Origin of the sequence: Duganella sp. Root198D2, assembly GCF_001428585.1 — a bacterium.
Classification (GTDB): domain Bacteria; phylum Pseudomonadota; class Gammaproteobacteria; order Burkholderiales; family Burkholderiaceae_D; genus Rugamonas.
This window is the reverse complement of the sequence record NZ_LMIC01000010.1, coordinates 47,758-68,563: the sequence shown is the minus strand read 5'-3', so window position 1 is coordinate 68,563 and position 20,806 is coordinate 47,758. Positions and strand designations below refer to the sequence as shown.

Annotated in this window: 22 protein-coding genes; 20 read left to right on the top strand and 2 right to left on the bottom strand. The window is 66.8% G+C overall.

Annotated features, from left to right (window positions below; all coding sequences use genetic code 11):
• Nucleotides 1-9 precede the first annotated feature (9 nt).
• The 19 genes from sctU to ASE26_RS11205 all read left to right on the top strand — a co-directional run bounded on the left by sctU (nucleotide 10) and on the right by ASE26_RS11205 (nucleotide 16,508).
• The gene (gene sctU / locus ASE26_RS11295) at nucleotides 10-1,161 is read left to right on the top strand and encodes a type III secretion system export apparatus subunit SctU (protein ID WP_082591340.1); all 1,152 of its coding nucleotides are present in this window, start codon (nucleotides 10-12) and stop codon (nucleotides 1,159-1,161) included.
• Entirely contained in the window at nucleotides 1,151-1,621 is a 471-nt protein-coding gene (locus tag ASE26_RS11290) for a hypothetical protein (protein WP_057246258.1), read from the top strand. Before sctU ends, ASE26_RS11290 begins: the two co-directional genes overlap by 11 nt.
• A gap of 64 nt (nucleotides 1,622-1,685) precedes the next feature.
• The gene (locus ASE26_RS11285; RefSeq protein WP_229207090.1) at nucleotides 1,686-2,105 is read left to right on the top strand and encodes an EscI/YscI/HrpB family type III secretion system inner rod protein; all 420 of its coding nucleotides are present in this window, start codon (nucleotides 1,686-1,688) and stop codon (nucleotides 2,103-2,105) included.
• Between the two features lie 5 nt (nucleotides 2,106-2,110).
• On the top strand, nucleotides 2,111-2,896 hold the full coding sequence (sctJ, locus tag ASE26_RS11280) for a type III secretion system inner membrane ring lipoprotein SctJ (RefSeq protein WP_057246257.1): 786 nt from the start codon (nucleotides 2,111-2,113) through the stop codon (nucleotides 2,894-2,896).
• A gap of 2 nt (nucleotides 2,897-2,898) precedes the next feature.
• Nucleotides 2,899-3,489 carry a hypothetical protein gene (locus ASE26_RS11275; protein WP_057246256.1) on the top strand — a complete coding sequence of 197 codons (591 nt, stop codon included), beginning with the start codon at nucleotides 2,899-2,901 and terminating at the stop codon, nucleotides 3,487-3,489.
• Nucleotides 3,486-4,085 (top strand): HrpE/YscL family type III secretion apparatus protein, encoded by a 600-nt coding sequence (locus ASE26_RS11270; protein WP_057246255.1) that lies wholly within the window; start codon nucleotides 3,486-3,488, stop codon nucleotides 4,083-4,085. The genes ASE26_RS11275 and ASE26_RS11270 overlap by 4 nt, the downstream gene beginning before the upstream one ends.
• Nucleotides 4,086-4,159: 74 nt before the next feature.
• Nucleotides 4,160-4,393 (top strand): hypothetical protein, encoded by a 234-nt coding sequence (locus tag ASE26_RS11265; protein WP_055927601.1) that lies wholly within the window; start codon nucleotides 4,160-4,162, stop codon nucleotides 4,391-4,393.
• Between the two features lie 3 nt (nucleotides 4,394-4,396).
• Nucleotides 4,397-4,804, top strand: coding sequence for a hypothetical protein (locus tag ASE26_RS11260; protein WP_057246253.1), 408 nt, complete (start codon nucleotides 4,397-4,399; stop codon nucleotides 4,802-4,804).
• On the top strand, nucleotides 4,801-6,753 hold the full coding sequence (gene sctC / locus ASE26_RS11255) for a type III secretion system outer membrane ring subunit SctC (protein WP_055927607.1): 1,953 nt from the start codon (nucleotides 4,801-4,803) through the stop codon (nucleotides 6,751-6,753). Before ASE26_RS11260 ends, sctC begins: the two co-directional genes overlap by 4 nt.
• A 168-nt stretch (nucleotides 6,754-6,921) precedes the next feature.
• Nucleotides 6,922-7,386, top strand: a complete 465-nt coding sequence (locus ASE26_RS29885) for a TcpQ domain-containing protein (RefSeq protein WP_082591339.1) — start codon at nucleotides 6,922-6,924, stop codon at nucleotides 7,384-7,386.
• 14 nt (nucleotides 7,387-7,400) lie between these two features.
• Nucleotides 7,401-9,116, top strand: coding sequence for a PilN family type IVB pilus formation outer membrane protein (locus tag ASE26_RS11245; protein ID WP_082507200.1), 1,716 nt, complete (start codon nucleotides 7,401-7,403; stop codon nucleotides 9,114-9,116).
• Nucleotides 9,117-9,126: 10 nt separating this feature from the next.
• Nucleotides 9,127-10,395: a type 4b pilus protein PilO2 gene (gene pilO2 / locus ASE26_RS11240; protein WP_055927610.1), complete on the top strand. Its 1,269-nt coding sequence runs from the start codon at nucleotides 9,127-9,129 to the stop codon at nucleotides 10,393-10,395.
• Nucleotides 10,385-10,891, top strand: coding sequence for a type IV pilus biogenesis protein PilP (gene pilP, locus ASE26_RS11235; protein ID WP_055927613.1), 507 nt, complete (start codon nucleotides 10,385-10,387; stop codon nucleotides 10,889-10,891). Before pilO2 ends, pilP begins: the two co-directional genes overlap by 11 nt.
• Nucleotides 10,888-12,492 (top strand): GspE/PulE family protein, encoded by a 1,605-nt coding sequence (locus ASE26_RS11230; RefSeq protein ID WP_057246251.1) that lies wholly within the window; start codon nucleotides 10,888-10,890, stop codon nucleotides 12,490-12,492. Before pilP ends, ASE26_RS11230 begins: the two co-directional genes overlap by 4 nt.
• Nucleotides 12,482-13,552, top strand: a complete 1,071-nt coding sequence (locus tag ASE26_RS11225; protein ID WP_055927619.1) for a type II secretion system F family protein — start codon at nucleotides 12,482-12,484, stop codon at nucleotides 13,550-13,552. The genes ASE26_RS11230 and ASE26_RS11225 overlap by 11 nt, the downstream gene beginning before the upstream one ends.
• A gap of 50 nt (nucleotides 13,553-13,602) precedes the next feature.
• Nucleotides 13,603-14,157, top strand: a complete 555-nt coding sequence (locus tag ASE26_RS11220; RefSeq protein ID WP_229207091.1) for a type 4 pilus major pilin — start codon at nucleotides 13,603-13,605, stop codon at nucleotides 14,155-14,157.
• 29 nt (nucleotides 14,158-14,186) lie between these two features.
• Nucleotides 14,187-14,681 carry a type IV pilus biogenesis protein PilM gene (gene pilM, locus ASE26_RS11215; RefSeq protein ID WP_055927625.1) on the top strand — a complete coding sequence of 165 codons (495 nt, stop codon included), beginning with the start codon at nucleotides 14,187-14,189 and terminating at the stop codon, nucleotides 14,679-14,681.
• Nucleotides 14,678-16,048, top strand: coding sequence for a shufflon system plasmid conjugative transfer pilus tip adhesin PilV (pilV, locus tag ASE26_RS11210; protein ID WP_055927627.1), 1,371 nt, complete (start codon nucleotides 14,678-14,680; stop codon nucleotides 16,046-16,048). Before pilM ends, pilV begins: the two co-directional genes overlap by 4 nt.
• Entirely contained in the window at nucleotides 16,026-16,508 is a 483-nt protein-coding gene (locus ASE26_RS11205; RefSeq protein WP_055927631.1) for a lytic transglycosylase domain-containing protein, read from the top strand. The genes pilV and ASE26_RS11205 overlap by 23 nt, the downstream gene beginning before the upstream one ends.
• 16 nt (nucleotides 16,509-16,524) lie before the next feature.
• Here ASE26_RS11205 and ASE26_RS11200 read toward each other — a convergent pair whose 3' ends face one another.
• Nucleotides 16,525-17,214 (bottom strand): response regulator transcription factor, encoded by a 690-nt coding sequence (locus ASE26_RS11200; protein WP_055927635.1) that lies wholly within the window; start codon nucleotides 17,212-17,214, stop codon nucleotides 16,525-16,527.
• Nucleotides 17,215-17,415: 201 nt separating this feature from the next.
• On the opposite strand from ASE26_RS11200, the gene ASE26_RS11195 reads away from it, so the two are divergent.
• Nucleotides 17,416-18,510 carry a type IV pilus twitching motility protein PilT gene (locus ASE26_RS11195; protein WP_055927638.1) on the top strand — a complete coding sequence of 365 codons (1,095 nt, stop codon included), beginning with the start codon at nucleotides 17,416-17,418 and terminating at the stop codon, nucleotides 18,508-18,510.
• Nucleotides 18,511-18,550: 40 nt separating this feature from the next.
• Here the strand turns inward: ASE26_RS11195 and ASE26_RS11190 are convergent, their stop codons facing one another.
• The gene (locus ASE26_RS11190) at nucleotides 18,551-20,788 is read right to left on the bottom strand and encodes a hypothetical protein (RefSeq protein ID WP_055927642.1); all 2,238 of its coding nucleotides are present in this window, start codon (nucleotides 20,786-20,788) and stop codon (nucleotides 18,551-18,553) included.
• Between the last annotated feature and the right edge of the window lie 18 nt (nucleotides 20,789-20,806).

Here is a 20,806-nt window from a genome sequence, read left to right as displayed (position 1 = left end):
GAGCGCAGCATGAGCGAAGAAAAGAACGAAGAGCCCACAGACAAGAAGATCGACGATGCCCGAAAGAAGGGCCAGGTCGCGTCCAGCCGCGACCTGGCCCGGCTGGCAACCCTGGTCGCTGTGGCGGAAGCGGCTTTCGCGACAGAGCCACTGTGGCGCGAAAAGCTGGACGGACTGTTCGAGCTGGGGATCGCCAGTGTGGGGCGTCCTTTCGAGGCTACGCTGTGGGATATGCTGCAGGCCGCGGGCACCCTGCTGATCGTTACTTTCTGCTGCTGCTTCCTGATCTGCATCGTGGCAGGCGTTGCGGCGCATTGGGGGCAGTTCGGTGTCCTGATCGCGCCGGAAGCGGTCACCCCCAAGTTCGACAAGCTGAATCCCGTCAACGGCTTCAAGCAGCTGTTCTCGAAGAAGAAGCTGGTCGAACTGCTGATCGCTGTCGGCAAGGCTGCCTTGATCGGCTGGACGGTGTACGTGCTGGCGCGCGGCGCGCTGCCGGCGATCGTCCAGCTCGCCACCGGCGAACCGAAGGATGCCTACTTTGGCTTCATCGCGGTACTGAAGTCCATCTTCCACTCTGTCGTCATCATCTGCCTGGGCCTGGCTGCGATCGATTTCGCGACGCAGAAGTACTTCCACAAGAAAGAGCTGATGATGGACATGGAGGAGATCAAGCGCGAGTACAAGGAATCGGAGGGTGACCCGATGGTCAAGGGGCAGCGCAAGCAGCTGGCGCGCCAATGGGCCAACGAGGCGCCGGTGGAACGCACCGACGACGCCAATGCCGTGGTGGTCAACCCGAGCCACTTCGCGGTGGCGCTGTTCTACGATCCCGAGGCTGGCATGGTGCCGCGGGTGCTGGCCAAGGGGCGCGACGCGACGGCGCAGGCCATGATGGCGCGCGCCCGCCTGCGCGGCATACCGGTTATCCGCCATGTGTGGCTGGCCCGCACCCTGTATGCCGGCTGCAAGCCGGACATGGACGTGCCGCGCGCCAGCTACGAAGCGGTAGCCCAGGTTTTCGCCGTGGTGCTGGAACTGCAGCGCATGGGGCAGCAGGGCGGCGAAGTGGAGCTGGAAGAACATGGCTATCCGCCGCCAGGCCTGCCGGGCTTGAGTGCGGACGAAGCGGCGGCGCAAGGAGACCGTAATGCGCATTAAGAGCAAGGAGATGCTGGGGCAGTCGCCGCCCGCTCCGGCGGCGCAAGCGGAAGCGCCGCCAGCGCCGCACTGCAAGCAGGCCAAAGCACCGCGGCCGTGCCCCCCGCGTTCGCAGATGGCGGGCGGCTGCCTGCTGTACAAGCCGGAGTCCGCCGCACTGGACGCCGATGCGATGTGCGATGACGGCGTGCCGGCGCTCCCACTTCCCGGGCGGGCGCAGGAGCCGGATGGTGCGGGCGAGTCCGACGGGGAAGACCGGGCGCGGCATCTCGCCATGGCGGGCGGCCAGGCCCATCCCTTGCTGCGCCGGCTGCTGCCGAAACCCGCAGCGGCGCTGCCGCCGGTGCGCCCGGGCTCTCGGCTGGCCTGCGAACGGCGCTGCGGCGGTGCCGGCTGCGACCCGGCCGACAGCCACGGCTGCGGCGGTGTGTACTGCCTCGATCCGCAGGAGCAATTGTGAGGGAACCGCACGCGTTCCGCTTGCCACCCATCTGCAGTGGATTGAATTTCTTTCTGGAGACAGCGTGGACACTCGACTCAGCATGGCGGTGCAAGGCGCCGCATCCGGCCTGGCAGGCAAGCCAGGGCCGCAGGTTCCAGAGTCCGCTGCGGCGGGCGAGGGCGCGGCGACCTTCAAAGTGCAGCTGCAGGTGCAACAGCAGCAGTTCCGTTCCGGCGCCCAGCAGGACCTGGCGCCGCAAGCTGTCGGGAAAGACAGCCTGGCTGCCGCGATGGCCGAACGGGCCGCCGGCCTGGCGGGCGACGTCAACCGCCACCAGCAATATGTGTCGCGCATGCTGGAACGCGCCACGGCCAGCGGCGATTCGCTGCACCTGATGCATGCGATGCTGGCCCTGAACGATTACCAACTGCGGGTGCAAACCATCTCGAAGGTGGTTTCACGTGCCGGCAGCTCCATCGATTCGCTGACCAAGCTGCAATAAGCGCCATGCTCAATCGACTGTTCCCCCTGGCGTTTTGCGTACTCGCGCTGGCCGGCTGCGGCAAGGCGGTAGTCCTGCAGGCTTCACTGCAGGACGCCGATGCCAATGAAATCGTCCTTGCACTCACCGGACAGGGCATCGAGGTCGAAAAGCACCAGGACAAGTCCGGTGTCAGCCTGACCGTCAAGGAAGCCGACCTGTCGCGCGCCACCAGCACCATGCAGGCGGCAGGACTGCCGCGCCGCAGCCGCTCCAACCTGGGCGAGGTTTTCAAAAAGCAGGGCATGATCTCCTCGCCGATGGAGGAGCGCGTGCGCTACATCCACGGCCTGTCGGAGGAGCTGGAATCGACCTTGCAGCTGTTCGACCGCGTGTTGTCGGCGCGGGTGCACGTGGTGCTGCCGGAGCGTATCGCCCCGGGCGAAGCGATCCAGCCGTCGTCGGCCGCGGTGTTCATACGCTATCGGCCGCCGCTGGATGAAGATGCCATCACGCCGCGTGTGCGGCGCCTGGTCTCGTCAAGCATACCGGGCTTGAGCGGGGAAGAGGGACGCAACAAGGTGTCGGTTGTGATGACGCCCGCTGAAGCGGCGCCCGCGCCGCCTGCCTGGACCAAGGTCGGACCGTTCCATGTGGCGCAGGAATCGGCCTCCGGCCTGCGTTTTGCGCTGGCGGTATTGGCTGTGCTGGTGCTGGCGGGGATGGCCCATGCCAGCCATGGCCTGCTGCGCAACCATCGCCTGTTTGCCGGCTTGCGCAAACGGCGCGCGCCGGCAACGGCGGGAGAGTGATTGTGGCGCATGCCGCGGCCGGGGAGTTCCTTGACTGGTGGTTCGATCCATCGATGCGGGCCGGCGCCGCTGCGCCGTTGTCCCGCCGCCTGGGCTACCGGCTCTGGTGCGGCGATCACGGCGTGCGCCCTGACTTCCCGCGCGCATTCGACAGCGGCTGGCAGCAATTCGCCGGATGCGAGGCGGCTGTGCTGCTCCATGCGGCCCGGCTCTACGGGGCTTTGCTTGCCGTACGCGAGGGCAGGCATGGTGCGTTGACCGAACTGCACTCTGGAGAGCGGCGCTGGAGCCTTGCCACGGCCGCTATCCAGCCGCTCGCAAGGCTTTGCCAGCCAGGCGGGGACCTTCAATGCGACGGCTTGCGCGAGTTTGCCTGCGCCATGGAGGCCGGCTTTCCCGGCATGTGGGACCGCCTGCGCCTGTCGTTGCCAGCCGAACCGGCTGCCGATGCGGGTGCTGCGCTGACGGCGTTCGTCCTGCGTGGCATGGCCGCAGGGGCGGCCAGCGGGGCGGCGGCGCGCAGGCGCCTGCGCTGCTGGTGCTTGTGCCTTGAGCAAGCCGGCAAAGGGCGATTACAAGGAGAATCTGCATGACCGGTTTCTGCAAAGCGCGCCTGGACGCGGACCCACGCCTGCAACCGGCACACGGCATACTGCGCGGCGGCGCCATCGAGCGCACTGCCGATGCGCATGTGCTGGCGGGGCAGATCGTCGAGCAAGGCCGCCAGGAGGCGCAGCAACTGCTTGCGGCAGCCCAGGAAGAGGCTCGCCAGGCTGTCCACGAGGCGCAGGTGGGCGTGCTGGAACAGGCCATGCGGCTGCAGCAAGGCATGGACGCGGCCATGGCCGAATTCGTGGACCAGGCGCAGCACATGGTCGCCGAATTGGCCGGCGCCTTGTACGACCGGCTGCTACTTGAAACGACGGCGCGGGAAAAGGCAGCGGCAGGCTGCCGCCGCCTGCTGCGCGAAGCTCCGCCCAAGCTGGTGAATGCCGTGCTGCGCCTGCACCCGCAGGATATGCCGCCGCCGCATGGTTTGCCCTGGCCATGCGAAAGCGACGACAGGCTGGAGCCGGGCACTTGCAGGCTGGAGGCCGACAACGGCGAATGGCGCGCCGATTTCACAGCGGCGGCGGCGGCCCTGCGCCAGGCGCTTGCCAACCTGCCTGGCGTGCGGGCTGCCGCCTGAATTTTCCCGCGCAGGGCCGAACCGCCATCCCCCGCGGCGCCACTCACCTTTAAATCACCTTCCAGGAGAGCGCCATGTCCAGCAAGCTGAACCCCGTTGTGCAATCCCTGCATCGCCTTGACCGCAAATTCGAAGGCATTGGCGAGCAGCTGCAGGAGTTTTACCGGCGCCAGGCCAACGGCGAAAAGCCCAATCCAAGCGAATTCACCCGCCTGCTGGAGCAGCAATCGCTGACCCATAGCGCGATGACCGCGCAATTCAACCTGCTGCAGAAACCCCTGAAAACCGTTCTCAACGAATCGAAATAAGCCATGAGCGACGATATCGCACGCTGGCTCGAGGACCTGCCGGCCGACGCGCCCCTCGTTCTCGACGGCGAATCGGCCTGCCTGCAGCTCGCATCCGGCGGCGCCGAACTGGCTGCCATCCTGCTGCGCGAGGCGAGCGATGCCCAGGTCGAAGAAGCCGCGCGTACCGGTTTCCAGGGTGCCCGCCAGTTCGAAGCCGGCCTGGCCCTGCGGGCCGACGGCGCACTGATCCTCTCGCAATGGCTGCCGCAGGCGGCAAGCTGGCTGGATGCCGCGCCGGCGCTGGAGCCATTGTTCAACCAGCTCGCCATGTGGCGCGCGGCGATGGCCCCTGTGCGCGCCCGCCAGCACATATCCGCCGACCAGAGCGAGCAGCGTATCCGTGCCCTGTTCGCGGGAGCGCAGCGATGAAGTGCCCTGCCATCGCCAGGGGCCTGCTACTGCTGCTGGCAATGCTGCTGTTGCCGGCCAGCGCGTTGGCAGCCATCCCCGCTTCCTGGAAGGGAACGGGATTTGCCATCAACGCCAGCGGCATGAGCCTGCGCGCCGTGCTGGACGAATTCGGCCGCGTGTACGGCGTGCGCGTGTCGATGGAAGTGCCGGGCCAGAAAGCGATGAACGGCCGCCTGGCCGCCAACAGCGGCAGCGAATTCCTCAACCGCCTGGCGCCTTTGTGCCAATGCGGCTGGTTCGTCTACAACGAAGTACTGTACATCGTTCCGGCCAGCGACCACACTTCGGTACGGCTCGACCTGGGCGACGATGCGGTGCAGGATGCCAAGGCCGCCATGGTCGGCGTGGGCCTGTTCGACGAGCGATTCGGCTGGGGGGAGCTGCCGGACGTGGGCACGGTCATCGTGAGCGGCCCGCGCAGCTACGTGAAGTTCGCGCGCCAGATCCTGCTGCCCGACGAACAGCGCGCCAAGGTGCGCGGCAGGCGGGTGATGGTGTTTCGCCTGAAATACGCCAGCGCCATGGACCGCACCATCAATGCGCGCGGCCAGAGCGAAATCATCCCCGGCGTGAAAACCATCCTGAGCGGGCTGCTCTTGGGACCCGCTACGGCCGAAAAGCTGGCCGACACCAACCAGTTCGACGTCGGCAGCCCGAAACGTTCGCACCGGCCGAAGGGGAGCGAGCGCGGCGTGCAGGAAGCACCGCGCGGCGGCAACGCCTTCGTGCCGATCTTCTCTGCGGGCCAGGGCGGCAATGCGCCGTTGCCCGCCACGCCGCCGCAGGGCGAGGGTTCCGGCAGGAAGCCGCAGGGCAGCGCCCCGGAAAACGGCAAGCCCCGCATTGAAGCCAGTGCGGCGATGAACGCCATCCTGATTTACGACGACGTGCAGCAGCGCGAGATGTATGCCAGCCTGATCGCCGAACTTGACGTGCCGCCGCAGCAGATCGAGATCGAAGCGCTGATCATCGACATGGACCGCAGCAACCTGGCCGAGATGGGCGTGGAATGGGGCGTGCGGGCCGGCACCAGCAACCTGACGTTCAATTCCACGGCTGGCGAGTCGCAGGGAAGCGACCTGCCGCTGCCGGGGGCTACGCTCCTGATCAGCAACATCAATCGCTTCTACGCCCGCCTGAAGGCGCTGGAAGCGAAGGGCGAGGCGCGCGTATTGGCGACACCGACCGTGCTGACGCTGGATAACGTGGCGGCGGTGCTGGACCTGAGCCAGACCGCCTACGTACCGCTGGTGGGCGAGCGCGTGGCCGACCTGGCCGACATCACGGCCGGCACCATGCTGCGCGTAATCCCGCGCCTGATCCGCGAGGCGGACGGCGCCAAGGTGCACCTGGAAGTCGATATCGAGGACGGCTCCCTCGACGGCGCCGGCAACAGCGGCCCAGGCAAGGACTCGCGCAGCAACGTGCGCGTCACGCGCTCGACCATCAGCACGCAAGCGATCGTGAACCTGCAGCAGACCCTGATGATCGGCGGCTACCGCGCCGAGCGGATGGCGACGGACAAGCAGAAGACCCCCGTGCTGGGCGACTTGCCCCTGGTCGGCGGCCTGTTCCGCAACCAGACCGAGTCGCGCAGTACGCGCGAACGGCTGTTCCTGATCACGCCGCGCATCAGTGGCCCGGACCGGGCATTCACGGCGCCGGCGGCCGGCGGCGCCCGGCGGGCTGGGGTTCCAGCGGAGGCCGCGCGCCAGCTGGCGGCGCTGCCGCCGCCCCCTGCACCGGGAAAATCGGCCACCACGCAGCTGCCCTTGCCCTTGCCGCTGCCGGCGCCGCCGGCCGGCAAGGATGCCGCGCCGGCGAAGATGCGCGCTCCCGCGCCCCCTTCGGGCGAACGTTCGCCCTGGGCCTTGATCCCCGCCGCCGTCAGCCCCGACCAGCGTTGATGCGCGCCTCCCTGCGGGGTGAGGATTGTTGAGCCTTGTTGAGAAATTCGGAATGTACTTTCGACTATATTCCTCTTAGCCCTGGCGCACTTGCGATGCAAGCGCTCCTGGCGACGGCAAGGCTTCGTCGATGTCATCTGCCAGTAATGGCCATCAGGAGGAAGAGCGTTGAACCTCAATATCACGTTGAATGGCGCGGCCAGGGTCTCCTTCGCGGCGCTTGGCCTATCGCTGTGCTGCGGCACGTTTGCCGCAGAACCGGCGAAAGCCGCGGCAAGCGGCAAGCCTGCCAAAGCTGCGCTGCGCCCTGCCGCAGGCAAAGGCCGCGCCATTGCGGTCGCGGCGCCGGCCGGCGAGCCGGCCGTACGCGCCGCACCCGATGCCTGGGACATCGTCCCGGCCGACAAGACCCTGAATGCGGCGCTGGCGCGCTGGGCCGGCGCGGCCGGCTGGCAATTGCTATGGGAGCTGCCGGTCGACTACGCGGTGCAGGTGCGCACCACCGTGCCAGGCAGCTTTGAAGAAGCTATCGCCACGGTAGTCGGCAGCATGGACAGCGCTGAAATGCCGATCAAGGCCGTTTTCTACAAGGGCAACAAGGTGTTGCGCATCATCGGCCGGGGTGTGCAATGATGCGCCGCCCGATCATGAAATGCCTGCCTGTGCTGGCCTGCGCCGTGCTGTCCCTGAGCGGCTGCTCCGACCTGGCCGACCGGGTGTCGGCGAACGCCGATGCCGCCGATGGAACGACGTCGGGCCTGGTCAAGGAAGTGGGCCGCAATGCGCGCGGGGCCGTGGTGCCGGCATCGGCGCGCGTGGTGCACGAACCGGGCATCTGGCTGGGCAAGAACGTGGTCAAGCTGGGGCAGCCGCCGCTGCCGGCCGTGTTCTACCAGCCGGCGACGTTCGACCGCAGCATCTATTCCCTGTCCGAACTGGCGGAGCGCCTGACGCTGCGCTCGGGCATCCCGAGCCGGGTCAACGCCGATGCGTCCAGTGTCGCCGCCAGCGCCTTCAAGCGCGGCGGCGGGCGCCTGCCGTCGCCGCCAGCCATGCGCCAGCCGGCGGGCGTGCCTGCGCTGCCGCTGCCGCAGGGCATGCCTGGCGAGCAGGCAGTGGCCGGCGATGCGCCGCTGCGCAGCGGCGCCGCCGACGCCAGTGTCAGCTTCCAGCCCGACCTGCAGGGCGGTATCCGCGTCAGCTATGCCAACGGTTCTTTCAAGGGCTTGCTGGATACGATCGCAGCGCGTTTCGGCGTCTCCTGGAAGTATGCCGACGGCGTGATCCAGTTCTACCATACCGACGCGCGCACCTTCCAGATCAGCGCCGTGCCGGGCGATGCGTCGTTTGCCGCGTCCGTCACCAGCGGCGCGGCTTCCCTGGCCGGCGGCGGATCGGGCGGCGGCTCGGGAGGCACGGGCGGCAACAGCGGCAGCTCGGTCTCGGCCAACAATAGCCAGAATACCGGCGTGGTATCCAAGCTGTCGGTCTACAACGGCATCGAGAACGCGGTGAAAGTGATGCTTTCCCCGCATGGCAAGGTGCTGGCTGCGCCGGCCACCGGCAGCATCACGGTGGTCGACACGCCCGATACGCTGGACCGCATCGGCAGCTATATCGAAAGCGCCAACCAGGCCCTGTCGCGCCAGATTGTGATGAACGTTACGGTGCTGTCGGTCAGCCTGGAGCAGGGCGACGAGTTCGGCATCAACTGGAACCTGGTGTACAACAGCCTGAAAAACAAGTACGGCCTGCAGAACACCTTCAACACCACCCAGGGGGCGTCGGCGCTGTCGGCCGGGATCGTCGGCAACTCGCGCTTCAGCGGCAGTACCGTGGTCGCCAAAGCGCTGGCGGAACAGGGCAAGGTGCGGCGCCAGACCACGGCGTCGGTGGTCACGCTGAACAACCAGCCGGTGCCGGTGCAGGTGGCGCGCCAGACCACCTACCTGCAAAGTTCGCAGACCGCGATCGTGGCGCAGGTCGGTACCACCACAACCATGGTGCCGGGCGTGGTGACGGCCGGCTTCAACATGAGCATCCTGCCGCACGTCCTCAACAACGGCGCGGTGATGCTGCAGTTCTCGATCGATATCTCGACCCTGCGCAGCATCCGCGTGATCGAGAGCAACGGCAGCCGCATCGAGTCGCCGGAGCTCGATACCCGCAACTTCCTGCAGCGCGTGTCGATGAAGTCGGGCGAAACCCTGGTGATCGGCGGCTTTGAGCAGACCGACGAAAACGTCGACCGCCAGGGCGTGGGCAAACCGAACAACTACCTGCTGGGCGGCGGCGTCAAGGCCAAAAGCAACAAGGAAGTGATCGTGGTGCTGATCACCCCGATGGCCATGGCCGGTACCTGAGGAGGGCAGCATGGGCATCCATATCATCCAGATCGACAAGACGCGCTTCGTCTGCGGCCTGTTCTGGCAGTCGCTGTCGCGGCCGCGAGAACTGCAGCGTGAAGCGCTGGAGCTGGGGCGCAAGATCGGCTCCGACCTGATGGTGGTGCGGCGCGACCAGTCGACCGCGCAGGCCGGCTATGCGCAAAGCAGCGACGGCGCGGCACGCACCCTGTACTCGCTGGGGGCGGCGGTATCGAAGACCGTCGCCATGGAGGGCGCTTTTTACGACGGCCTGCTGCAACCGGTGCACAACTGGCTGGCCGCCTTGCAGCTGCCGGACGGGAAGTGGGCTTATTTCGCCGTGCGCGACGCCAATTTCCTGCCCAACGGCGACTTCGCCGGCAGCAAGGAGGAAGTGCTGGAACGCCTGTACGGCGATTATGCGCTGGGCGGCTGGAACGTGGTGATCGGCGACGAAAGCCTGGCCGGGCAGGGTTTCCACAACTTCAATGCGCGCCGCATCGAAAGCCTGCTGCCGCACCGCAAGGACGGCAGCCTGCGCATCTTCCGCTGGTGGCGCCTGCGCCCGATCGCCGCCCAGCGGGCGCCGGAGTGGCGCCTGGCCGCCGGTGTCGCGCTGGCCGTGGTGGGCGCGGGCCTGTTCTTCGGATGGAAGCAGTGGCAGGCGCGGCGCGAGGCTGCGCAGCTCGTGCTGGCGCAGCGCGCCGCCGCGCCCACCGCAGCGCAGCGGCCGTGGATCGGCCAGCCTTTGCCATCGGCCGCATTCCGCGCCTGCTTCGACCGCCTGGACCACCTGACGCCCGGCGGCTGGCGGCTCGACGAATACAGCTGCACGCGCGGCCAGTTCAGCTACGCGTGGTCGCGCAATGCCGCCACGGTGGCCACCTTGCGCGACGCGGTGCCGCAGGCCGTGATCGATCCGACCGGCGACAAGGCGACGCTGAACGGGGTGCTGGCCGCGTTGCCGGCGGCGCGCGGCGAGGAGTTGCTGGCGGCGCCGCAGGCGATCGAACCCCTGATGGCGCAGATGCAGAACCTCGGACTGTCCTTGCGCCTCAACAAGCGGGCGGCGGCACCGGTTGCCGCCTCCATCGGAGCAGCGGCAGCGGAGGGACCGGCGACGCAGGACTGGCAAGCCTTCGGCTTCCAGCTCGATGCGCAGGGCGTGGCGCCGCAACAACTGGCGGCAATGCTGGAGCGGCCCGGGGTGCGCATTGAAAAGATCAGCTATCGCGGTATGGCGTGGTTACTTGAAGGAGTCATTTATGCAAAATAATCGGACCAGGGGCGTCGCTGCGCTGACGCTGGCACTCTGCATGCTGCCGCCGGCGCCTGTCCGCGCTGAGAGCACGGCCGCCAGCCTGACCCGCATCGAGGCGGAAACCATGCTGCTGCGGGCCCGCGAAAAGCAGCTCGAGGTGCAGTCTTCCATCATCACCAAACAGAACGAGATCGCCGCCAAGCAGACCATGGGCGCCATGCTGAGCCAGCCCGTGGTGGTCGGCGACCCGGTGGTGCGCGCCGTTGAAGGGCTGGGCGACACCATGTTCGCCACCCTGGAAATGTCCAACGGCAGCGTGGCCGAGGTGCAGGTCGGCAGCGTACTGCCGGGCGGCATGCGCATCGTCTCGATCCAGAACAATGAAGTGATGGCCAGCGCGCCGGGACGCAAACGCATCCGCCTGTCCGGCTACACCCAGCAGGTCAACGCTTTCAATCCGGGCACGCCGGCACCGATGCCGGTCGCGGCAGCGCCAAGGAGCGCGCGATGAAACTGCGCATTGCGCTGCCAGGCATGCAGGCCGGCGCGCAGCCTTCTGGCAGCACGCAGGCGGAAGCGCCGCAAGGAGCGGCGGTGCTGAGCCATGCCGGCCAGTACGAAGCCAGCGCCGAGGAGCGCAAGCTGGTGTGCCTGCTGGCCGACGGCCGCCTGCTGGTGGCCGTCGGGCAGGACATGAATGCGCACGTGCTGTCCTACCAGGCGCGATTGCAGCGCATGCAGAAGCCGTTCCGCGTCGAGCACGCGAAGATCGACGAGCTGCGCCACCTGTACGCCAGCGGCAATGGCTCGCTGGTGGAGCGGCGCCAGGAACACTCGATGATGCAGGTGACGGCCAAGGATTTGCTGAGCCGCGCCTGCGCCGCGCGCGCTTCCGACATCCACATCCGCGTGCGCCAGCGCGCCACCGAAATCCTGTTCCGCGTGCGCGGCGACCTGGCACCGGTCGGGGTGCAGACGCGCGAGTACGGCGAGCGCCTGCTGGCCACCTTGTACGGCGCCATGGCCTCGGTCTCCGACAGTTCCTACAAGCCGACCGAGCGCCAGGATGCCAGCATCGCCGACCGCGACAAGCTGCCGCCCGAGCTGCACGGCGTGCGTATCGCCACCGTGCCGACCAATGAAGGCACGCTGATGGTGCTGCGCCTGTTGTACCTGGATGCCGGCGACGGCGAATTGTGTCCGCTTGGCTTCAGCGAGCAGCAGGCCGCCATGCTGCAGCAGCTGAAGGAACAGCCGATCGGCATGAACATCATCGGCGGACCGACCGGCTCGGGCAAGTCGACCACGCTGCAGCGCATCCTGTCGGGCCAGATCGCCGAGGCGGAAGGCCGGCGCCACGTGCTCACCATCGAGGACCCGGTCGAATACCCGATCGATGGCGCGGTGCAGACCTCGGTCACCAATGCCGGCTCCGAAGACGAGCGGTCGCGCCTGTTTGCCGCTGCCATTTCCAACGCCATGCGGCTCGACCCGGACACCATCATGGTGGGCGAGGTGCGCGACCGTGCCTCGGCCCAGAACGCGGTGCGCGCGGCGATGACCGGGCACCAGGTCTGGACCACCATCCACGCCAACAGCGCGCTGTCAATTGCCGACCGCCTGCTTGACCTGGGCCTGGCTGCCAGCCAGGTGGCCGACCACACGGTGGTCACTGGCCTGATCAGCCAGCGCCTGGTCAAGGCCCTGTGCCCGCACTGCAAGCTGCCCCTGCACGCCGCTCCGGCTCCGCTGCCGCCCGCCGTCATGGGCAGGCTGCGCGAAGTGGTGGCCGACCTGCGGCGCGTGCACGTGACCGGGGCAGGTTGCGAGCATTGCGCAGGACACGGCAGCATCGGGCGCACGGTGGTGGCCGAGATCATCCTGCCGGACGACGAGTTTTTCAGCCACGTGCGGCGCGGCGACAAGGCTGCGGCCCTGGGCTATTGGCTGCGCTCGGGCGGGCGCACCATGGTCGAACATGCGGTGGAAAAGGTGGCGGCGGGCCTGGTTGATCCGCGCATGGCGGAACAGGTGCTGGGCCACCTGAACGCCGGCGCGGCCCTGGCGCGGCGCCGACTGCAGGTGGTGGAGGAGGGCTGCGATGCGCGTTGAAATCATGCGCTACTGGGCGCGCACCCAGTTCAGCGCCCCCGAGCGGGTGCGCCTGTACCGCAAGGTCGCCAAGATGCTGGCCGGCGGCCTGCCGCTGCTGCGCATCCTGGAGGAACTGGCGCGGCGCAATGCCGGCCCGGGCGGCGACAGCACCCTGTCGCTGGTGCTGGACGACTGCCGGCGCATGGTGCAGAACGGCCAGCTGCTGTCGGACGGCCTGGCCTGGTGGGTGCCCGGCACCGAGCAGATGATCATCATGGCGGGCGAACAGTCCGGCCGCCTGGAAGGCAGCCTGCATGCGCTGGTCGACGTGGTGCAGGCCGGGCGCCGCATCAAGACCGAGATCCTGGGCGGCGCCGCCTACCCGCTTGCCATCCTGGTCATGATCGCACTGTACATCTGGCTGTTCGGGGCCCTGGTGATCCCGCAGTTCACGCGCCTGGTCGATCCGGCCGGCTGGCACGGCGCAGCGCTGTCGCTCTACCGCATGTCGCTCTGGGTGCAGGACTGGATGCTGTTCGCCGTGGTGGGAGCGGTGGCCTTGATTGCCGCCATGCTGGCGTCGCTGCCTCTATGGCGCGGCAACATGCGGGTGTTTTTCGACCGCTTCGCGCCGTTCTCGATCTATCGCCTGATCGTCGGCAGCGGCTTCCTGATGGCGTTTGCCGCCCTGCAGGCGGCCGGCGTCACGGTGGAGAAGTCGCTGGCGCGGCTGTCGCTCAAGTCCGAGCCCTGGCTGCGGGAACGCCTGGACGGCGCGCTGATGGGCGTGCGCTCCGGCCTCAATTGCGGCGAAGCGCTGCGCCATGCGGGCTACGGCTTTCCTTCACCCGCCATCATCGACGACCTGTGCGTGTACGCCGACTACAAAGGTTTTTCGGAAGCGCTCAAGCTGCTGGCAGCGGAATGGATGGAGGAGGGCGTGGAGGCAGTCGCCTTGCGCATGAAAGTATTGAACGGCTTCGCCATCGTCACCCTGGCACTGGTGATCGCCTGGCTGGTGACCGGCTTCTTCGGCATCCAGCAGGAAATCGCCGCCGCCACGCGCGGCATCGGCTGATGCCCGGCAGATTTACCTGACAGACCAGTTACACAAATGGAGGCATGACCATGAATCACCTGTACCAATTGCAGCAACGTTCCGGCCGCATGCCATCGCCGTTCCGCCAGCGCGGCGCCTCCCTGCTGGAAGGCATCGCCTACCTGGGCATCGCCGCCGTGGTGGTGCTGGGCGCTGTGTCGCTGCTGGGCGGCGCGTTCAGCAGCGCCAAGTCGAACCAGGCCACAGAGGAGGCGGTGGCCATGCGCACCGCCGTGCGCAAGCTGTACATCGGCCAATCGTATCCGGTGGAGAGCCTGGTGCCGACGCTGATCGCCGCCAACGCCATTCCCGGCACATTGGCCAGGAACACCGAAGGCAACGCCCTGAAAAACAGCTGGGGCGGCGCCGTCACGGTAATGGGAACCGCCGCCGGCTTCGAGATCACTTATGCAGCGGTACCCAAGGATGTCTGCGTCAACCTGATCAGCGGCGCCAGCGGCTGGGTCGAGATCAGCGGGGGCGGCAAGGCCATCACCAGCTTCCCGGTTTCGGTCAGCGATGCAACCACGGTGTGCACGGTGGCCGGCGGCGCCGGCAATGCCGTGACGTTCAAGGGCGCCTGAGGCGTATCAAAGCACGCGGGGGAGGCAGCATGTGGAATGTCGTGATACTGGCTCTGGTGATGTCGATGGCGGGCGCCTACGTGGCGCTGGCCGAGCGCCAGGCTGCGGACGGGCAGCAGCACCTGGCCGAGGCCAGCGCCGAAGGCATGGCGAACTACCGCAGCGCGGTGGTGGCCTATTTCCAGGCGAATGACCTGCGCGCCACCAGCGTCAGCATCGATACGCTGAAAGCCAGCGGCGTGCTGCGCGCCTGGCCCCTGCTGGAGGCGCCGCCCGCTACTCCCTGGGGTAACTATCGCGATGCCGGCGGCACCATTTACATCTACGCCCGCCAATCGCCGCGGCGTGAATTGACGCGTGAAATCGTGCGCCTGGCCCGCAACTCGGTGCTGGCCGGCAGCTACCGGCGCGGTGCCGCCAACCTGCAGTCGCCGGTCTACGGCGACACCGGCATCCCGCTGGCGGCTCTGGCCAGCCTGGCTTTGCCGGACGGTGTACCGGTGTGGCTGGCGGTGGCGCCATGACGGCCCCTCGCCGCCAATCCGGCGTGGGCATGCTGGAGCTGCTGGCGGCGCTGGCCGTCGGCGCCGTGCTGCTGCTTGGCCTGACCGGCATGAGCGACAACTCCCTTGACGAGCTGCGCGGCCAGCAGGCCGCCTATTACCAGGCGCAGGTGGTGCATGCGGCCGAGCGCTATATGCAGGCCCACCACGACGAGATCAAGGCCGCCACGCCGACCGCCGCTGCGGTGCTGGCGGTCAGCCTGGAGCAGCTGCGCGCCGGGCATTTCCTGCCGGCCGGCTTTACCGACCTGAATGCCTACCAGCAGGGCACCTGCGTGCTGGTGCGCCAGCCCGATGCCACCGCCGCACCCGGCAAGTTCGACGCGCTGGTGGTCACCAGCGGCGGCAAGCCGATCGGCGACAAGGACCTGGCGGCAGTGGCCCTGCACGCGGGGACCGGCAGCGGATTCATTTCAGTACGCGAGCCGGCCTTTGCGCGCGGCGCATCCTGGCGCATGGACACCACGCCTTATCGCGGCATAGCCTGTGCCGGCGGCGCCGCTCCTGTGCTGCAGGGGACAGCGGCCGACGCCGGCCACCTGGCCTCGAACCTGTTCTACGACGGCGCCGGCCAACTGGCGGCGGACTTCCTGTACCGCGGCGCAGTGCCGGGCAAGCCCGAACTCAATCGCATGAACACGGCCATGCGGTTCGGCGGCGCCGCGCTGGTAGCAACCGGGGATTCCTGCCTGAATGCCAACGGCGTGGCCGAGCCGGGCCTGGCGATGGACGCCGGCACGCGCACCCTGCTTAGCTGCGACACCACCGGCCACTGGAACCTGGCCTCGTCGTGGAAGGCGCCGGTCGAGGCCTGGGGCGACCTGCCGCTGGCCGGCAGCGTACGCGGCGACGTGCGCATGGTGATGAACCTGAGCCGCGCCTTTACTTTCGACGGCGCAGTCTGGGCGCCGCTTGCCCTGGACAAAGACGGCAACCTCGATGCGCCCGGCGAAGTGAAAGCGCGCAACGTGCGGGCGCTCCAGGCCATCGAATCGGAGGGCACCATCCACGCCGTCGCCGATATCGCCAGCGAGCGCGACCTCCGGGCCGGGCGCGACCTGGACGTGCAGCGCGACGCCAACGTGGTGCGCTCCGTGTTGGCGCGCAGGATAGAAGCGAGCAGCTGGATGGCGGCCCCCTCGATCAACCTTACGTCGGTCAAGGCGGCTGCCGGCGCCTGCCATTACTGGGAATGGAGCGACCTGGAAGGGCGCAGCGTTTTGAAGTTCCCAGCCGGCACCGTCGTCATGGATGCCGATATGCGCCCGCTGATCTGCGGCCAGGACCACACCTTCAGGTATGCAAATGGAAACTACACACCGAATTAAGCGCCGCGCCGCGGCATTGGCGGCCTGCCTTTCGCTGGCCAGCCTGCCGGCGCGCGCATGCTGGGAAGAGGCGGCGACCTGGTACCGCGTCAATCCCTACCTGCTGTATGCGATCGCCAAGACCGAATCGGGCCTGAATCCGAACGCCATCAACCGCAACAAGAACGGCAGCTACGATATCGGCCTGATGCAGATCAACAGCAGCTGGCTGCCGACGCTGCGCAAGTACGGCGTGGAGGAAAAGGACCTGTACGATGCCTGCACCAGCATCCAGGTCGGCGCCTGGATACTGGGGCAGAACATGCAGCGCATGGGCGTGACCTGGGAAGCGGTGGGCGCCTACAACGCGCGCGATCCGGCCAAGCGGATCAAGTATGCGCTGAAGGTGCGCAAGAACCTGCCGGAAGCGGCCCTGGCCGAACAGGCTGGCGGGGGAGGGGCGAATGATGCCGCGTATTGAGCGCAGCCTGGCCGGTTCACTCCGGCGTGCACAGCTCCAGGCGATAGCCCTGGGTGTAGGCGGTGCGGATCATGACGATGCGCTTGTCGCCGACCTGCAGTTTCTTGCGCAGCTTGTAGACGTGCTGCTCGATGGTACGGCCGGCCACTTCGCTGTCCGTGCTCCAGATTACGGTGCCGATGGTGCTGCGCGAAATGTAGACGCCGGGCGAGGAGAAGAACAGCCAGGCCATGCTGAATTCGCGCGGAGTCAGTTCGATCTGCCGGCCGAGGAACTGCAGGCGTCCGCTGTCGCGTTCCAGGCTGTAGCCGGCGTATTCGATGCTGCGCCGCTGCGGGGCATTGCCGCTGCGGCGCAGCAGGGCGTTGGTGCGCGCCAGCAGCTCCACCGCTTCGAAAGGCCGCGGCACGAAGTCGTCGGCACCGGCGTTCAGCACCAGGGCCGCCAGTTCGGCGCTGCGCATGGGCGAAAGTACCAGCACCGGAGTCGCGTCGCCGCTGCGCATGTTCAGCCAGGACAGCAGGCTGTTGTCCGCCTCCGGTTCGCTGGCAAGGTCGATCAGGATCAGGTCCACGTCGTCGCGCCGCACGCCCCGCAGCAACGCTGTTTCCGAAGCAAAGCGCTGCACGCCGAAGCCGGCGCGCAGAAGCACGCTGTGTACCAGTTCGTAGACTTCAGCACTTTGGATATGGCATGCGATCTTCATGTTCGTCCAAACTTAATAGTCACTCCGGCCCGCACCTGCTCAACAGAATTTAATTGGCAATAGTAAACACAATCTTGCATTTTTGCTGCCAGCTCCGCTATCGTGTGCGCGCGCCGGTACAGGACCGGGAAGTGTGTCTTGCATGCGCAACTGTGTAGAATTACGTAGCCTGAATCAATTTCATCTTAGAGGGTGACCCTGATGTCCAACGATACTTCGCGCGCCAGCGACTTCCAGCAGAAGTTCATGCAGCTGGTCAGCGGCCAGCAAAGCTTTTCCGATATCCACCTGGAGCAGGGTGCTGCCGCCATGGTGAAAACACCGCGCGGCTGGCAGCAGTTCCACGAAGGCCCGCTGACGCTTGGCGAACTGCGCCCCCTGTTGGACAGTATCGACGAGGACTGGGAAGACAAGATTGTCGAGAAGGCGCTGGACCGCCCCTTCGTGCTGCAGAACTGCCGCCTGCGCTGCAATGTCTACCGCCTTGGCGCCGGCGCCAAGGTAGCGCTCTCGGTGCGCCGCCTGCCGCTGGAGCCGCTGCCGCTGGAGCGTACCGGCCTGCCGTCTTATGTGCGCACCATGCTGGAATCGAACAAGGGCTTGATCCTGGTGACCGGTCCGACCGGGTCGGGCAAGACCACCACCATCGCCTCCATGCTGGACTACATCAACACCAACCGCAACGGCCATATCGTCACCATCGAAGAACCGATCGAATACACCCTGCAGCGCAAGCAGTCGATCATCTCGCAGAAGGAAGTGCCGGTCGATACCGCCAGCTTCTCCAGCGGCCTGCGCGAGGCTTTGCGGCAGAAGCCCGACGTGCTGATGGTGGGCGAGATCCGCGATTACGATACGGCTGAAACCGTGCTGCACGCCGGCGAGTCCGGCCACCTGGTGCTGGCCACCATGCACACCGGGAATGCGGTGGGCGCCATCAGCAAACTGTTAAGCTTCTTCCCGGTCGACCAGCGCGCCCAGCGCTCGGCCATGCTGGCCAGTTCCCTGATCGGCGTGATTTTCCAGAGCCTGCTGCCGTCCGAGAATGGCGACAATTATGTGCTGGCCAGCGAGATGGTGTTCAATCATAACCAGCAGATAGCGCCTTACATCGTCGATCCGGACAAGCTGCACATGATCGGCGACTATATGAAACGCAAGGAAGACAGCATGTCGCGGCCTTTGAACGAAGTGCTGCAGCAGCTGGTTGCGCGCAAGGAGATCAGTGCGCGCGATGCGCTGCGCGTGGCCTACAACCGCCTGGAACTGCGCGAAATGCTGGGCAATACGCGCTGACAGGATAAAAAAGGTCCGGCGCAGGCCGGACCCGGTTGCCTTATGGCTGCTGCGTTTTGCGCCCTTGCTCTTCGTCGGGAGGAGGCGGCTGCTTGTGACGCGCTGCCTCGATTGCCTTGGCCGGAAGCTTGACCGTGCCTTTCACTACCTTCATCGCCCCCTGGCCTGTTTTCTCGGTCAGGACCGCGCCGGTCTGGGCCGGGAACGATGAAATGCCGCGCAATACGTTGTGTGCGCCCTGCGGAATGCGCTTGAAGCTGCCCGCTGGCGCCGTATGCGTCGCCGTGGCTCCGTCCTTGAGGTAGACCGGCGAGGCGGCGTTCAGCGGGCCGGATAACACGCGGTTGGTCAAGGCCGAGGTGCCGGCTGGATTGAGTTTCTTGCCCTCCGCGTCGGCAACGATGCCGGCGAAGAACGGCATCAGGGTCAGGTAGGACTTGAAGCCTTCCAGTACGGCATGGCAAAGCCGGTTCGCCGCGTTGCCGCCGTTCGGATCGCGGACGCGGTCCAATGCTTCGCTGACGTAGGTGTGAACGGCGGTGGCCATGGTCATGCCGACGCCGGCGCCCCATATCCTGCTATACAGATCCACCCGGTTGGCCGATTGTGTCAGGTCAAGCTTTTGCGACGAATTCCACATGCGCTGCAAGGCCGAACGCGGATTGGTATGCTTGGAAAACACGCGCGTGGGCAGGCCGTCGTGATGGTCCGACAGGGCCATCAGGTTCTGGGCGGTCGCCATGGCGCCGCCGCCTGCAAAGGATGCTGAAGCCCTGGCATGGATCGAACTGGCCAGTTCCGTCGCATTGCTCAAGGCATCGCGGATCGCGTTGGCTGAAGCGAACGAGGCGAAGCCGGCGAAGTCGCCTTTGAGGGTGCCGAAGCCGCCCTTGAGCGTGTGGTCCTGGAATTCCTTTCTATCCTTGATGCTGGCGTCGTTCAGCGCAGCATGCTCGTGGTCGGAATGCACGTGCAGGCTGCCCTGGGTGTTGAACTCGATGCGCGGCGCGTCGGGGAAGTAGGTTTCGGCCTGCACTGTCTCGATGGGGCGTACCCAACCCCCGACCTCGGTGAGGCTGTGCAGTCCATCGCGTGCAATGTCGCCGACCAGCTTGTGCGCCGTTCCCAGCGCGACGGCCTGCGCGACAACACCGGCCACCAGTTCGGCGGGACGATTCACATGTCCGTTCAGGACAGCGGTCGATGCCAGGAGCGCCGCGTTGCGGGCATAGCCCCAATGCGCGGCGGAGGAAACCGCCTGCGGCAGGCCTTGGCCGATGGCTACCTTGGCGATCTTGGGCAGGTTCTGCTTGACGCCCTGTTCCTTGATGTTGATGGCCCGGCTTTTCAGGCTGTCCAGGTGCTCGGCATGCAGGATGAAGTTGCTGGCCTGGTGGAATGCCTTCAGTTCCGCCTTGGCCGCTTCCAGCCTGGGTTTGGCAATTGCCGTATCGGCGTCGCGCTTTGTTTCGCCCCGGACGCCTGGCACCGGAATCTTGTTCGACGCTTTCTCGACGTCGATCTGGCAGGCGAGTGCATTCAGTTCCAGCTGGTTTTCGCGGTCGGCGATGCGGACCTTGAAAGCTGCCTGGCTCAATTTGACGTTGTCGATCATGGCCTGGTCGCGCGGGTCGTCCGCTTCCAGCCTGGCGATGACGTTCCTGTAGGCCGAATCGAGGGCCGTGGCGCGGTTCGCTTCGAGAGCGACGGAACCGGGGGCGCCCAGTCCGGGCGCGATCGTCGCCAGCGCCTCGGGCGGCAAGGGCGGCGCCAATTCGGGATGGCCTTCCGGGTTGATGATGGCATCGAGGGTTTCCTCGCTGACGGCACCGCGCATACCGATTGCTACCTGGCCCGATACGGCGCGCTGCAGCACCGCGCCGGAAGCAAGGCTGTCCAGGGCTTCCTTGCCAAGGCCGCCGCGCAGGGCCTGGCCTTCCAGGGCAAACTGGCGGGCCAGGATGTCGAGGTTGAGCGGCCCATGACGCTCAAGGTCTTCCAGCAAGGGGCCTTTTACGGCCGCCAGTTCGGCGTCGCGCGCTTCAAGGGCGTCGGCAATCTGCTGGATGTGCGGCGGCAGCTGGGCATGTGCCGTTGCGCCGGCATGCGCCGGGCTGCCCGGCTGCGCGCTGGACGAGGGTTGCAGGCTCTGGCTGGCCGGCGCGTGCCTGGCGCGGAGGGCAGCCTGGCCGGGGTTTGCCTGGTTCTGGTTTTGCAGCCATTGGTGCATCGCGATCGTGTTGTTGAGCGAAGCGATGCCGGGGAAATTTCCAAACATGGGAACTCCTTCGGGACG

What these genes read in the sequence shown, in the direction of transcription:
- sctU (WP_082591340.1), top strand. Translation starts at nt 10, where the DNA reads ATGAGCGAAGAAAAGAACGAAGAGCCCACAGACAAGAAGATCGACGAT.
- ASE26_RS11290 (WP_057246258.1), top strand. Translation starts at nt 1,151, where the DNA reads ATGCGCATTAAGAGCAAGGAGATGCTGGGGCAGTCGCCGCCCGCTCCG.
- sctJ (WP_057246257.1), top strand. Translation starts at nt 2,111, where the DNA reads ATGCTCAATCGACTGTTCCCCCTGGCGTTTTGCGTACTCGCGCTGGCC.
- ASE26_RS11270 (WP_057246255.1), top strand. Translation starts at nt 3,486, where the DNA reads ATGACCGGTTTCTGCAAAGCGCGCCTGGACGCGGACCCACGCCTGCAA.
- ASE26_RS11265 (WP_055927601.1), top strand. Translation starts at nt 4,160, where the DNA reads ATGTCCAGCAAGCTGAACCCCGTTGTGCAATCCCTGCATCGCCTTGAC.
- ASE26_RS11260 (WP_057246253.1), top strand. Translation starts at nt 4,397, where the DNA reads ATGAGCGACGATATCGCACGCTGGCTCGAGGACCTGCCGGCCGACGCG.
- sctC (WP_055927607.1), top strand. Translation starts at nt 4,801, where the DNA reads ATGAAGTGCCCTGCCATCGCCAGGGGCCTGCTACTGCTGCTGGCAATG.
- ASE26_RS11245 (WP_082507200.1), top strand. Translation starts at nt 7,401, where the DNA reads ATGAAATGCCTGCCTGTGCTGGCCTGCGCCGTGCTGTCCCTGAGCGGC.
- pilO2 (WP_055927610.1), top strand. Translation starts at nt 9,127, where the DNA reads ATGGGCATCCATATCATCCAGATCGACAAGACGCGCTTCGTCTGCGGC.
- pilP (WP_055927613.1), top strand. Translation starts at nt 10,385, where the DNA reads ATGCAAAATAATCGGACCAGGGGCGTCGCTGCGCTGACGCTGGCACTC.
- ASE26_RS11230 (WP_057246251.1), top strand. Translation starts at nt 10,888, where the DNA reads ATGAAACTGCGCATTGCGCTGCCAGGCATGCAGGCCGGCGCGCAGCCT.
- ASE26_RS11225 (WP_055927619.1), top strand. Translation starts at nt 12,482, where the DNA reads ATGCGCGTTGAAATCATGCGCTACTGGGCGCGCACCCAGTTCAGCGCC.
- ASE26_RS11220 (WP_229207091.1), top strand. Translation starts at nt 13,603, where the DNA reads ATGAATCACCTGTACCAATTGCAGCAACGTTCCGGCCGCATGCCATCG.
- pilM (WP_055927625.1), top strand. Translation starts at nt 14,187, where the DNA reads ATGTGGAATGTCGTGATACTGGCTCTGGTGATGTCGATGGCGGGCGCC.
- pilV (WP_055927627.1), top strand. Translation starts at nt 14,678, where the DNA reads ATGACGGCCCCTCGCCGCCAATCCGGCGTGGGCATGCTGGAGCTGCTG.
- ASE26_RS11205 (WP_055927631.1), top strand. Translation starts at nt 16,026, where the DNA reads ATGGAAACTACACACCGAATTAAGCGCCGCGCCGCGGCATTGGCGGCC.
- ASE26_RS11200 (WP_055927635.1), bottom strand. Translation starts at nt 17,214, where the DNA reads ATGAAGATCGCATGCCATATCCAAAGTGCTGAAGTCTACGAACTGGTA.
- ASE26_RS11195 (WP_055927638.1), top strand. Translation starts at nt 17,416, where the DNA reads ATGTCCAACGATACTTCGCGCGCCAGCGACTTCCAGCAGAAGTTCATG.
- ASE26_RS11190 (WP_055927642.1), bottom strand. Translation starts at nt 20,788, where the DNA reads ATGTTTGGAAATTTCCCCGGCATCGCTTCGCTCAACAACACGATCGCG.